The organism is Exiguobacterium sp. UBA5002, assembly GCF_002396765.1.
GTDB lineage: Bacteria > Bacillota > Bacilli > Exiguobacteriales > Exiguobacteriaceae > Exiguobacterium_A.
The window spans coordinates 52,702-65,128 of record NZ_DGYQ01000026.1; the positions used below are offsets into that span (position 1 = coordinate 52,702).

General features: G+C 51.2%; 11 protein-coding genes and 1 pseudogene. 2 read left to right on the top strand and 10 right to left on the bottom strand.

The genetic code is table 11. The annotated features are described in order from the left end of the window. Positions 1–15: 15 nt before the first annotated feature. A pseudogene (locus B4C70_RS07455) lies at positions 16–329 on the bottom strand (winged helix-turn-helix transcriptional regulator). Between the two features lie 104 nt (positions 330–433). Here B4C70_RS07455 and B4C70_RS07460 point away from each other — a divergent pair. Beyond that, positions 434–925: a lactoylglutathione lyase family protein gene (locus B4C70_RS07460; protein ID WP_023468778.1), complete on the top strand. Its 492-nt coding sequence runs from the start codon at positions 434–436 to the stop codon at positions 923–925. 2 nt (positions 926–927) lie between these two features. Next, positions 928–1,899, top strand: a complete 972-nt coding sequence (locus B4C70_RS07465) for a zinc-binding dehydrogenase (RefSeq protein ID WP_290778100.1) — start codon at positions 928–930, stop codon at positions 1,897–1,899. 103 nt (positions 1,900–2,002) lie between these two features. On the opposite strand, the gene B4C70_RS07470 is transcribed toward B4C70_RS07465, so the two are convergent. From B4C70_RS07470 to B4C70_RS07510, 9 genes are all read right to left on the bottom strand, one after another. Further along, positions 2,003–2,812: a GNAT family N-acetyltransferase gene (locus B4C70_RS07470; protein WP_290778103.1), complete on the bottom strand. Its 810-nt coding sequence runs from the start codon at positions 2,810–2,812 to the stop codon at positions 2,003–2,005. Between the two features lie 80 nt (positions 2,813–2,892). After that, positions 2,893–3,528, bottom strand: a complete 636-nt coding sequence (pyrE, locus tag B4C70_RS07475) for an orotate phosphoribosyltransferase (RefSeq protein ID WP_290778106.1) — start codon at positions 3,526–3,528, stop codon at positions 2,893–2,895. Then, positions 3,522–4,223 carry an orotidine-5'-phosphate decarboxylase gene (pyrF, locus tag B4C70_RS07480; RefSeq protein ID WP_290778109.1) on the bottom strand — a complete coding sequence of 234 codons (702 nt, stop codon included), beginning with the start codon at positions 4,221–4,223 and terminating at the stop codon, positions 3,522–3,524. Before pyrF ends, pyrE begins: the two co-directional genes overlap by 7 nt. Next, on the bottom strand, positions 4,198–5,130 hold the full coding sequence (locus B4C70_RS07485) for a dihydroorotate dehydrogenase (RefSeq protein WP_290778112.1): 933 nt from the start codon (positions 5,128–5,130) through the stop codon (positions 4,198–4,200). The genes pyrF and B4C70_RS07485 overlap by 26 nt, the downstream gene beginning before the upstream one ends. Beyond that, positions 5,127–5,858, bottom strand: a complete 732-nt coding sequence (locus B4C70_RS07490; protein WP_290778115.1) for a dihydroorotate dehydrogenase electron transfer subunit — start codon at positions 5,856–5,858, stop codon at positions 5,127–5,129. The genes B4C70_RS07485 and B4C70_RS07490 overlap by 4 nt, the downstream gene beginning before the upstream one ends. Continuing rightward, positions 5,855–9,064, bottom strand: coding sequence for a carbamoyl-phosphate synthase large subunit (carB, locus tag B4C70_RS07495; RefSeq protein ID WP_290778118.1), 3,210 nt, complete (start codon positions 9,062–9,064; stop codon positions 5,855–5,857). Before carB ends, B4C70_RS07490 begins: the two co-directional genes overlap by 4 nt. Then, the gene (locus tag B4C70_RS07500) at positions 9,057–10,145 is read right to left on the bottom strand and encodes a carbamoyl phosphate synthase small subunit (protein WP_290778122.1); all 1,089 of its coding nucleotides are present in this window, start codon (positions 10,143–10,145) and stop codon (positions 9,057–9,059) included. Before B4C70_RS07500 ends, carB begins: the two co-directional genes overlap by 8 nt. Further along, positions 10,138–11,409, bottom strand: a complete 1,272-nt coding sequence (locus B4C70_RS07505; RefSeq protein WP_290778125.1) for a dihydroorotase — start codon at positions 11,407–11,409, stop codon at positions 10,138–10,140. The genes B4C70_RS07500 and B4C70_RS07505 overlap by 8 nt, the downstream gene beginning before the upstream one ends. Continuing rightward, on the bottom strand, positions 11,393–12,328 hold the full coding sequence (locus tag B4C70_RS07510; protein WP_290778128.1) for an aspartate carbamoyltransferase catalytic subunit: 936 nt from the start codon (positions 12,326–12,328) through the stop codon (positions 11,393–11,395). Before B4C70_RS07510 ends, B4C70_RS07505 begins: the two co-directional genes overlap by 17 nt. Between the last annotated feature and the right edge of the window lie 99 nt (positions 12,329–12,427).

A 12,427-nucleotide genomic window follows, 5' to 3' on the forward strand; every position in this document is an offset into this window, starting at 1 on the left:
TTCACTGCCTCTCGATTAGGATTCGGATAATTGATTCCCTTCCCCCCATGCGCATAAACCTTTCATGGCTGGTTGCAGTGTAAATGCCGCTTCTGTCAATTTGTATTCGACATGTAAGACGGCTTCATCATACTCAATCCGTTCATCATTCCGAGACGTTCGAGTTCTTTTAATTGATCCGTCAAGACTTTCCGAGAAATTCCGGGAATGGCACGTTGTAACTCTAAAAAACGTTTCGGACCGTTCTCTAACGTGCAATATAATTGTGGACGCCATTTTCCGCCGATGATGGCGAGCGCCCGATTGACCGGAAATTGTTCTGTCGACATGTTGTTCTCTCCTCCAGAGTAGTTACTTCAAAGTGCGTACTATGCAATCGAGTGTAGCGTAAGTTAGAGTATGCGTAAATCATTTTGCAAAAGGAGTGTTAAGCATAACGTATCCACGTAATTTTTCGCACATCGGTCTTTCTGTACCGAATCTCGACGAAGCCGTCCGTTTTTATCAAGAGGTGATGGGTTGGTATATCATCATGGAACCATCTGATGTCCTCGAAGATGACTCTGCCATCGGTGTCATGTGTACGGATGTCTTTGGTGCAGGATGGAACAAGTTCCGGATTGCTCACATGGCGACAGGTGACCGCATCGGAATCGAGTTGTTCGAGTTCCCGAACAATGAACAACCCGAAAATAACTTCGAATTCTGGAAAACAGGCATCTTCCATTATGCGATCCAAGATCCAGACGTCGAAGGACTCGTCGAAAAAATCGTCGCCCACGGCGGCAAACAACGGATGCCGATCCGCGAATACTATCCGGGAGACAAGCCGTATCGAATGGTCTACTGTGAGGATCCATTCGGTAACCTCGTCGAAATCTACTCTCACTCGTATGAACTCACCTATTCGGAAGGAGCGTATTAAACATGAAAGCATGGTTAAATCACTCAGGTACAGCCATTGATCAATGGACATTCGAAGAGGTCGAAACACCGACGCCAGGAGAAGGTCAAGCCTTGATTCGTGTCAAAACCGTCGCGCTGAATCCCGTCGACTATAAGGCGACCAACAATCCAGCTTGGACGTTCCCGCATATTCCAGGCGTCGATCTAGCTGGTGTCGTCGAACAAATCGGACCCGGCGCAGAAGTGAAAATCGGCGATCGTGTAGCGATTCATACGAACCTGCAACGCGATGGTGCTTTTGCTGAATATGCCCTCGTCGATACACGTGCCCTCGCCCTGATTCCGGAAGACATCTCATTCGCTGAAGCCGCTGCGATTCTTTGCGCAGGCATGACTGCCTATGAAGCCATCGTTCAGAAGATGAACACGACAGGGAAAGAAACGATCCTTATCCATGCTGGTGCAGGTGGTGTTGGTGGCATCGGCATTCAACTCGCAAAACGCCTTGGTCTTAAGGTCGCGACGACTGCTTCGACGGAAAATCATGAGTGGGTCAAGCGACTCGGTGCCGATCTTGCCATCGACTACAAAAAAGAAAATGTCACGGATGTCATCCGCGATTGGACGAACGGTCGCGGCGCTGACTTGATTTTTAATACGGTCGGTCGAGATGAAGCAACAGCTGATCTCGGACGTCTTGCCTTCTCGGGGCAACTTGCCTTCATCGCCGGTGGTCCCGATCAGTCGGTCGTTAAGCCGTTCACGCTCTCCCCTTCGATCCATGAAGTGGCACTCGCGGCTGCTTATGCAAGCGAAGATGACCGTGCCATCCGAAACCTCGGTTATATGGCAAGCGAGTTATTAAAATTCGTCGCAGCAAAAGAACTCGATCCACTCGTTACAGAAGAGATTCCAGCAGCAGACATCGTCAAAGGATTGCAACGTCTATCTGAACGCCACGTCCGTGGTAAAATCATCGCTACATTCAATTGATTTCTCAATTTGACATGAAACAGCCGATCGTCCTTAGATAACAGGATGATCGGCTGTTGTTGTGCATATCAATGTCTAGACATCGAAACAAGAAACTCGATACTTACCGGTAGCGGTCTTGTTTCTTGATATGTAAGGATCGTCCGACTAACTCGAAACCGACATGCTGATAGATCTTATTCGCTGTCTGGTTCGACCAATCAGTGTAGAGCGTCACGACCGGATAAGACTGTAGTAGATGTTCAGATAGTTTGGCGACAAGATAAGAGGCATACCCATTTCCACGCAGTTCTTTCGGCGTATAGACGTAAGAAATCGTAATCCCAGTTTGCGTCGGACGCGTCGCTGCTGCCATCGCGACAAGCACATCTTCACGAAACAGTCCGATCAAGCTTCCTTGGTGGATGTGTCGCGTCATCGACTGATGGAGTTGCGTAAGCTGTCGCTCAGAAGGTCGCGTTTCAACTTCATATAAAAATCCGGACGCAAACGCTAAGGCTTGTTGTCTTTCATCGTCCGAAATCGGTCGGAAGACGACATTTTTCGGAACCTGCGGCATCTCGACCTTCGTCAATGCATACATCCCCTGTTCCATATGTACCTCATACATGGAATGTGGGAGTAACAGCGGCGCTAAGATAGCCTGTTCTCCGACGAATCCTGGACTATCCAGAATTCGCGCAAGCTTTCGGATTCCTTCTTGCGAGAACACATCCCCTGCGACGATGGCTTGCTCCGGTATCGTTTGCAATATGACGAGACGATGATCGCCTTCTTGTGCCGTTGCCATCAAGAGCGGTTCATCCCCACGTTCTAATATGCCAAGAATCAACTGATGGGTATCCGGACGTTCAAGCAAAAACGGGAGGACGACCTTTTTGAACTGTTCATAATCACGATAATGCGTCACCATAGTCGACGACCTCCTTTATTTTTCTAGTGTACCAAAACATTCACTAGAAATCGTAGGGCGTCCGACGGAATCTATCGATTTTAGGCGTTCGCTGTAAAACGTTCGCTCCAAGCGACTGGATCTTTCGACCAATCCGCCAACTGTTTTTGCTCTTCTATAGTAATATCGCCTTGTTGTTGTGCGGTTTCGAGTAACGCTTCGAACGTCAGTAATGCATCCGCTTCGATCTTTGCGTCGCGGAGATTGTTTGACAAGCGCTCCATCCCGTATGAGAAGATCGCTTGAATGCGAATGACATTTGCTCCCTTCGCTTGCAGAGCTTCCGCCGCTTCGATTGCTGACATCCCCGTCGATAATAAGTCTTCGATGACGACGACACGTTGTCCAGGTTGAATGACACCTTCGATTTGATTCCCTTTACCGTGTTTCTTGTTGCCACTACGTACGTAGACCATCGGTAATCCTAGTCGTTCCGCGACGAATGCTGCGTGTGGAATACCTGCCGTCGCAGTTCCAGCAATCACATCGACTGCAAGTCCCTTCACTTTCTCAGCGAGTGCATCTGCAATCAAGGAACGAACTTCTGGGTACGAGAGCGTCAAACGATTATCACAATAAATCGGTGAACGAAGTCCACTTGCCCATGTGTATGGATCGTTCGGCGATAAGGTGACGGCTTCAATACGGAGTAACGCACTAGCGATTGGATTTACCATGAGAATTGCCCCTTCCATTGTTCAAGTAACATCAGATAGATCTGTTCTGGATGTTCTACACGCGTAATCGGACGACCGATCACTAAATCCGTCGCTCCATTTTGACGAGCGTCAAGAACGGTCGCGACCCGCTTTTGATCATCCGCTTGACTGTTCGTCGGACGAATGCCGGGTGTGACGAACCGAAAATCTGTCCGACAAGCTGAAACTAGTTCCGGAAGATCGAGTGCTGAACAGACGATACCATCTAGTCCTGCTGCTTCTGCGAGTTGCGCATATTCACGAACGACTGCCGGCATCGCTCCTTCAATCTTTAAATCGCGTAACATCGCTTCATCCGTCGATGTCAACTGAGTCACGCCAATCAGTTGTGTCTCAGCGTTCGTCTCACGCAGTCCTTCTCGCGCAGCGATCATCATCTCTTTTCCACCAGCAACATGGACGTTCGTCAGTTCGACGCCTAATTGTCCGATGATGCGCATCGTCCGGCGTGCCGTTTCTGGAATGTCGTGGACTTTGACATCGAGGAATACCGCGTGTCCACGCTCGACGAGTTTTCGGACGAAAGTTCCGCCTGCTGCATAAAACAATTCCATCCCGATTTTCACGGCAGGTCGTGTCTCTTCGAACCGTTCGAGAAACGAAAAGACTTCTGCTTCGGTCGGAAAATCAAGCGCGATGTAAAGTTGATTCATATGCTTTCCCCCTGATGTCTAAAATATGATCGATGCCAAGTTCGTCCATCCGTTCTGGTAACTGCTGAATCAATTCTTGACAGATGTATGGATTGACGAAGTTTGCGGTACCAACGGCAACAGCCGAAGCCCCGGCGTAAATCATTTCGAGGACGTCATCGACCTCCATCACGCCACCCATACCGATGATCGGGATCGAAACGACTTGCGCGACATCATGAATCATCCGAATCGCGACTGGTTTGATTGACGGACCCGATAATCCACCGATACGGTTCGCAAGGATTGGCTGTCCCGTCCGGACATCGATTCGCATCCCAACTAGTGTATTGATCATCGTCAGACCATCTGCACCAGCGGCTTCGACGGCACGCGCCATCTCGACGATCGAGGTGACGTTCGGTGATAGTTTGACGTAGACCGGTTTAGTCGAGACTCGTTTGACACGTCGGGTCAACTCAGCGGCAAGCAACGGATCCGTTCCGAATTGAATCCCCCCCGATTTGACGTTCGGACAGGAAATGTTTAATTCCAGTGCATGAATGCCTGGATGCCGACTCATTTTCTCCGCGACGAACTCATATTCTTCCGGTGTCGAACCTGCGACATTGGCGATGATCGCCGTATCGAACGTCTCTAGGAATGGCAATTTATTCGTTAAGATGCCATCGACACCCGGATTTTGGAGACCGATTGCATTCAACATCCCCATGCCACTCTCTGCGACACGTGGCGTCGGGTTTCCGTAGCGTTCTTCACCCGTCGCTGCTTTAATCATGATCGCCCCAAGCTCTGATAAATCATACAACTTCGCATATTCCTCACCGAATCCAAAACATCCGGATGCTGGCATGATCGGATTTTTTAAAGAGAGTCCCGGCAACTCGACACGCAATCGTTCTCTCATAATACGACCTCCTCTGCCCGAAAGACTGGACCATCGGAACATGTCTTAACGTACCCGCCGGTCGGTGTTTTACAGACACAGGCAAAGCACGCTCCGATACCGCACCCCATTCGGTTTTCGATCGACAGATACTTATGTTCGATCGGTTGTTGCTGTAACGTTCGCAACATCGGTTCCGGTCCGCAGGCGAGTAGGACGTCGTAGCTTTCCGGACGTAAGGCTACCGTGACGAATCCTGTCGTGCCATGCGTTCCATCGACGGTCGTGACCGTCGTCTTACCGAGTGCTTGGAATTCCGCTTCGTAAAAAACGCTTGTTGCCGTATCGAATCCTAGAATCGCTTCACATGTCACGCCCCGGGCGACAAGTTGGCGCATCGTCTCATACAGCGGTGGGACACCGATCCCCCCACCAACGAGGACGACGCGTTGAGTTGGATGGATAGCAGCAATCGGAAACCCGTTTCCAAGCGGTCCGAGGGCATCGATCGTATCATTCGGACGCAAAGAGGCCAGTTCTGCTGTTCCTTGTCCGATTTCTTTAAAGAGAAACGTGATCAAGTCATGATCGACCCGGGCAATCGAGATCGGTCGGCGTAAGAGTGGCCCGACGCGAAGATGCATGAATCGCCCTGGCGCGATGATCTGAGGTTGCTCAAAGCGACAGACGAGTTCTGTCGCACCTTGAGCTACCGTTCGTCGAGAGACGACCGTCAAGAGTTGCTTCATTGGATCACCACTTTCTTTTCATGTGTGAAGGCTTGGATTGCACTGGCTTCAAACGAGCGACTTTCGATGACACGTAGAATTGCTTCCGCCGTATCGAGTGATGTCAGACAGACGACCTGATTCTCGGCTGCTGCCCGGCGAATGATGAAGCCATCTTTCGTGACTTGCGAGTCCCGACTCATCGTATTGATGACATATTCGATCTCCCCTTTTTCAATCACGTCGAGCATCGATTCGGAAGACGAGTCGATTTTGCCGACCGTCTGGACCGGTAATCCTTGCTCCGTCAAGTACGCTGCCGTTCCTTCCGTTGCAAGTAACGTGAATCCAAGTGAGGCAAAGCGACGTGCGAGATCCGTCATTTCTGCTTTATCTGGATCTGCGACTGTCAAGAGGACACGACCGTGCTCTGGAATCGCCATCCCTGATGCGAGCAACCCTTTATAGAGCGCTTTTTCGAGCGTCCGGTCCGTTCCGATGACTTCACCGGTTGATTTCATCTCCGGTCCGAGTGTCGGATCAACTTCTTTAAGCTTCGCAAATGAGAAGACCGGTACTTTGACAGAGACGAGTGGTTCTTCCGGTAGGACACCACTTGTTAATCCATAAGAAGCGAGTGTCTCACCGAGAATGATGTCCGTTGCGAGACGCGCGACCGGAAGTCCCGTTACTTTCGAGATGAATGGCACCGTCCGGCTAGCACGCGGATTGACTTCAAGGACATAGAGAGCGCCGTCCGCGTAGACGAACTGGATGTTGAGTAAGCCTTTGATGCCGAATGCTTTCGCAATCCGTGTCGTGTAGTCGACGATCCGGTCCTTGATGTCTTGGGAGACACGTTGTGGCGGATAGACACCAATCGAGTCACCCGAGTGAACACCGGCACGTTCGATGTGCTCCATGATGCCTGGAATGACGACATCCGTTCCGTCGCAGATTGCGTCGACCTCGAGTTCGATTCCTGTCAGATAGCGGTCAACGAGGACCGGTCGTTCCGGTGAGGCGATGACGGCGTGTTTCATATAATGTTCGAGTTCTTCTTGAGCATAGACGATTTCCATTGCCCGACCGCCGAGGACGTACGATGGACGAACGAGAACCGGGTAACCGAGTGACGCTGCTGCCGTGACCGCTTCTTCGACTGTCACGGCCGTTTTACCTGGTGGCTGTGGAATGTCGAGCGCCGTCAATGCTGCTTCGAACTGTTTTCGGTCCTCAGCCCGGTCGAGATCCTCAAGCGATGTCCCGAGGATTTTTACACCTTCTGCTGCTAATGACTCGGCTAAGTTGATCGCTGTCTGTCCACCGAACTGGACGATGACACCGAGCGGACGTTCATTTCGGATGACTTCAAGGACATCCTCCGTTGTCAGTGGTTCAAAGTAAAGCCGATCGGAGATCGAGAAGTCGGTCGACACCGTTTCTGGATTGTTGTTGACGATGATCGCTTCGTAGCCAGCTTGACGAATCGCCTGAATCGAATGGACTGTCGCATAATCGAACTCAACGCCTTGACCAATCCGGATCGGTCCCGATCCTAGGACGAGAATCGAAGAACGGTTCGTCGCGATCGCTTCATTTTCGCGTTCGTATGTCCCGTAGTAGTACGGCGTGTCGGACGCGAACTCTGCCGCACACGTATCGACCATCTTATAGACCGGGTGAATCGCTTGTGCTTCACGCATCCGGCGAATCTCCGTTTCCGTTTGTCCGGTGATCCGGGCGAGCATCGGGTCACTGAATCCATACCGCTTCACATGCAGGAGTAGTTCAGGTGTCAAACCAGCTGCGACCGATTGCTCGAGCTGCCAAATATGGTGCAACTTCTCGAGGAACAGGCGATCAATCGCCGTCCAGTCATGAATCTGTTCGACGCTGTAACCGCGGACGAAGCCCGCGTACAAGGCGAAGAGTCGATCGTCCGTCGCTTGGCGAATCGCTTGTTGTAAGGCATCATCTGCCATTTCGATGAAGCGTGGCATATACAGATCCGCTGTACCAATCTCGAGTGAACGAACGGCTTTTAGTAAGGCCTCTTCCATCGTCCGTCCCATTGCCATGACCTCACCAGTTGCTTTCATCTGTGTGCCGAGTGTCCGGTCTGCCGTTTCGAATTTATCGAACGGCCAGCGCGGAATCTTGGCGACGACATAATCGAGTGCCGGTTCGAAGGAAGCAAAACTTGTCTCGGTGATCGGGTTCTTTAATTCGGATAAGGCATACCCGACGGCAATTTTCGCAGCCAGTTTTGCGATTGGGTAACCCGTTGCTTTTGACGCGAGTGCAGACGAGCGTGAGACACGTGGATTGACTTCGATGACATAGTAGTCGAAGCTCGTCGGATCCAGTGCGAACTGGATGTTACATCCACCCTCAATCCCGAGTGCACGAATGATATCGAGCGAGACGTTTCGTAGCAATTGATAATCGCGATCCGATAGCGTTTGTGTCGGAGCGAAGACGATTGAGTCTCCAGTATGAACACCGACGGGATCGAAGTTTTCCATCGCACAGACGATGATCGCCTGATTCGTCGCATCGCGCATGACTTCGAACTCGACTTCCTTCATCCCGGCAATCGATTTTTCTAGAAGTACTTGTGTTGCCGGACTTGCCTTGAGTCCCCCTTCGACGATTCGCGTGAACTCTTCTGGTGTGTTGGCGATTCCACCGCCTGTTCCTCCAAGCGTATACGCCGGACGGATGATGATCGGTAAACCGATCTGTTGCCGGAATTGTTGTGCCTCTTCAAGCGTATGCACGATTTCACTGTCCGGCACACCATGCCCGCGTTTAAACATCAGTTGACGGAACAAATCACGATCTTCTGCCTCTTCGATTGCTGACAATTTCGTACCGAGTAACTCGACACCATACTCAGCAAGGACACCGAGACGATCCAGTTCGACAGCCAAGTTCAGACCCGTTTGACCTCCGAGTGTCGTAAGCAAGGCATCCGGACGTTCCTTGCGGATGATCCGTGAGACGAACTCTGCTTGGAGGGGCTCGATGTAGACACGATCAGCGACCGTTGGATCCGTCATGATCGTTGCAGGGTTCGAGTTGACGAGGATGACTTCATATCCTTCTTCCTTCAAGGCTTGACACGCTTGTGTTCCAGCGTAGTCGAATTCAGCTGCTTGTCCGATCACGATAGGACCGGACCCGATAACGAGAATTTTCTGGATATCTTGACGTTTAGGCATGAGAGACCTCCTGTTGTTTCGTGATTTCTTCTAAAAACTGTTGGAATAGACCGTTCGCATCCATCGGACCAGGTGATGCTTCCGGATGGTATTGGACGGAGAAGACCGCTGCTGTCGTATGACGGATGCCTTCGACCGTTCCGTCATTGATCGCAAGATGCGTCACTTCAAGCACGGTATCGCGTAATGACTGTTCGTCGACGGCATACCCGTGGTTTTGCGACGTGATATCGACGCGACCTGTCCGGATATCTTGGACTGGATGATTCGCCCCTCGGTGACCGAATGGGAGCTTGAACGTATCCGCCCCGTGCGCTAGTGCAATCAACTGATGACCGAGACAGATGCCGAAGATGACGACTTTTCCCGTCAATTCTTGAATCAACGGAATCGCCGTTGGGACATCCTTTGGATTCCCTGGTCCGTTCGATAGCATTACACCGTCCGGACGATAGCGTAAGACTTCCGTTGCATTGACATCGTAGGGCACGACGACGACTTCACAGCCGCGTTTGACGAGTTCGCGGACGATTCCGAGCTTCGCACCGAAATCGACGAGAACGATCCGCGGTCCAGCACCTGGAATGATGTACGCTCGTTCCGTTGAGGCCCGCTTGACTTGATCCGTCTCGATAGGTGCGTTTTGAAGATGAACCAGTTCTGCTGCTAAATCGAACTCACCGTCAACGAGTCGTCCACGCATGACACCTTTCGAACGGATGTGCCGTGTCAATTGACGCGTATCGATTCCACTTAATCCTGGAATATCAAGATCCTGAAGTGCCGCATCGAGTGACATCTCACTCCGGAAATTCGACGGCGTCTGACAATGTTCACGGACGATCAGTGCTTTAGCGAGCGGACGCGTTGTCTCATAATCTTCTCGGTTAATCCCGTAGTTTCCGATTAACGGGTTCGTCAACACGATCATCTGATCGCAGTAAGATGGATCCGATAACATTTCTTGATACCCTGTCATTCCGGTCTGGAAGACGACCTCTCCTGTTGTTGTCGTATCTGAGCCAAACGCCGTTCCTTCAAACGTCATCCCATCTTCTAGTATCAGTGTCCGTTTACGCATGTGCTGTGTCCTCCTTGAATACGATTTCTCCCTTGACGAGCGTCATGACCGGGAATCCTTTTAACCGTTCTCCTGCGAACGGTGTGTTCTTACCTTTTGAGCGGAATCGTTCCGGTGATACGATACGCTCCGTTTCTAGATCAAGCAAAACCAGATCTGCTTCCGCCCCCACTTCGAGTCTCCCGTAAGGAAGTTCAAAGATGGCTGCTGCCTTGTCCGTCAAATTCCGAATCAGTGTCTCAAGTGCCATCTCTCCTTCAGCAACAAGCTTCGTATAGAGGAGTGGGAAGGCCGTCTCGAACCCTGTGATGCCGAACGGGGCGCGTTCGATACCGAGTGCCTTCTCTTCTGCCGCATGGGGAGCGTGATCGGTCGCGATGCAATCAATCGTTCCGTCCGCTAACCCCTCGAGCAATGCTTGGCGATCTGCTTCACTTCGTAAGGGAGGATTCATTTTAAAGTTCGGGTCCTGATTCGGTATGTCTTCATCGATCAACACCAGATGGTGCGGTGTGACTTCTGCCGTCACCCGGATCCCTGCTCGTTTCGCGTCACGGATGACACGGACCGATTCTTTCGTCGAGACATGACAGACGTGATAATGACAGCCAGTCTCTTCTGCAATCAGAACATCACGTGCGATGTGGATACTCTCAGCAAGCGACGGAATACCTTGTAGTCCTTCTCGTCGACTGTAGTTTCCCTCGTGCACACATCCTGCTTTTAACGAATCATCTTCACAGTGGGCAACGATCGTTTTCCCGAGCCGTGCCGCTTGTTGCATCGCTGTCCGCATGACTGCTGCCGTCTGGACGCCGACACCGTCATCCGTGAACGCGACGGCATCTGTTAATTGGTCGAACGCGACGAGTTCTTGTCCGAGTTGATTTTTTGAAATCGCCGCGTAAGGCAAAACCCGGACGGACGCCGTCTCTTCAATCTTTTGGAACAAAGCATCGAGTGTTTGACGATCGTCTGGTACGGGGCGCGTGTTCGGCATCGGACAAATCGTCGTGAATCCACCCGCTGCCGCCGCTGCCGTGCCGGTCGCAATCGTCTCCTTATGTTCGCCACCCGGTTCCCGCAGGTGGACATGGATGTCGACGAATCCTGGTGCAACGAATAAGCCGGACGCATCAATGACCGTTTCATTCGCTTGCGGTGTTGCTGCTAAATCCGTGATTTTCCCGGCTTCAATCCGAATATCTCCAGTTCGAACTTGTCCCGCCTCGTACCATCTCGCATTCTCAATTCGTGTTGTCATCTGCATCGTCTCCTTTGATTGATTTCGTTGAAAAGCACCATTCCAGAATCGCCATCCGTGCAAAGACACCATTTTTCATCTGTTCAAAGATCCGCGATTGCGGATGTTCGACCAGTTCGTCGGCAATCTCGACTCCCCGATTGACCGGTGCCGGATGAAGCACGATCGCGGAATGCTTCAGACGGTTCATCCGCTCATGTGTCAATCCGTGTGTTGTGTGGTAGACTGCTGGATCAAATCGTGTCGTCCCGTCATGCCGTTCGTGCTGGACACGCAGTAACATCAAGATGTCGCACTGCTCGACTGCTTCATCCATCGGAAGATACGGTATGCCCATCGCAGGGTCGTACCACTCAATAGGTCCTGATCCATAAACGATGGCACCGAGTCGCTTTAAGATGTCCGCGTTCGATCGGGCGACGCGACTATGTTGCAAGTCCCCACAGATGACGACGACTTTTCCTTCGACCGTTCCGTACGTTTCGACCATCGTCATCAAATCGAGTAAGGACTGGGACGGATGTTGACCGCTCCCGTCTCCCGCATTGATGATCGGAATATCGAGTGTCTGCATCAGTTCTTCGTAATATCCGGTTGCTCCGTGGCGAATGACCAAAGCATCTGCGCCGATTGCTTCGAGTGTCTTGCATGTATCGCGTAACGTTTCTCCTTTTTGCACGGAGGAAGTCGCCGTTTCGAACGGCAGTAGATGCATGTTCAGACGATGCTCTGCCATCTCAAAGGAAGAGCGTGTCCGAGTCGAGTTTTCAAAGAACAGATTGACAAGCGTCTTATCGGAATAATCTGGCGCTGGCTCGCCTCGTTTAAAAGCGAGACTGCGTTCAATCAAAGAATTAATTTCTGTCGTGGATAAAATTTCTAGGTTGACGAAATGCCGGTTTTTTAGGATCGTCATCATATCATTCACTCCTCTTCAGGTCATGAAAAAGGCGCACCTTCTAAGTGAAGGTGCGCCGAAAGAAGGCAGAGTGATTCCCTGCATCTTTTCATGGCCTTC

Bases quoted from the DNA above. Each gene is read 5' to 3' on its own strand.
- pyrF (WP_290778109.1), bottom strand. From the start codon at position 4,223: ATGAATCAACTTTACATCGCGCTTGATTTTCCGACCGAAGCAGAAGTC.
- B4C70_RS07505 (WP_290778125.1), bottom strand. From the start codon at position 11,409: ATGACAACACGAATTGAGAATGCGAGATGGTACGAGGCGGGACAAGTT.
- pyrE (WP_290778106.1), bottom strand. From the start codon at position 3,528: ATGGTAAATCCAATCGCTAGTGCGTTACTCCGTATTGAAGCCGTCACC.
- B4C70_RS07485 (WP_290778112.1), bottom strand. From the start codon at position 5,130: ATGAGAGAACGATTGCGTGTCGAGTTGCCGGGACTCTCTTTAAAAAAT.
- B4C70_RS07510 (WP_290778128.1), bottom strand. From the start codon at position 12,328: ATGATGACGATCCTAAAAAACCGGCATTTCGTCAACCTAGAAATTTTA.
- B4C70_RS07490 (WP_290778115.1), bottom strand. From the start codon at position 5,858: ATGAAGCAACTCTTGACGGTCGTCTCTCGACGAACGGTAGCTCAAGGT.
- B4C70_RS07470 (WP_290778103.1), bottom strand. From the start codon at position 2,812: ATGGTGACGCATTATCGTGATTATGAACAGTTCAAAAAGGTCGTCCTC.
- B4C70_RS07500 (WP_290778122.1), bottom strand. From the start codon at position 10,145: ATGCGTAAACGGACACTGATACTAGAAGATGGGATGACGTTTGAAGGA.
- B4C70_RS07465 (WP_290778100.1), top strand. From the start codon at position 928: ATGAAAGCATGGTTAAATCACTCAGGTACAGCCATTGATCAATGGACA.
- carB (WP_290778118.1), bottom strand. From the start codon at position 9,064: ATGCCTAAACGTCAAGATATCCAGAAAATTCTCGTTATCGGGTCCGGT.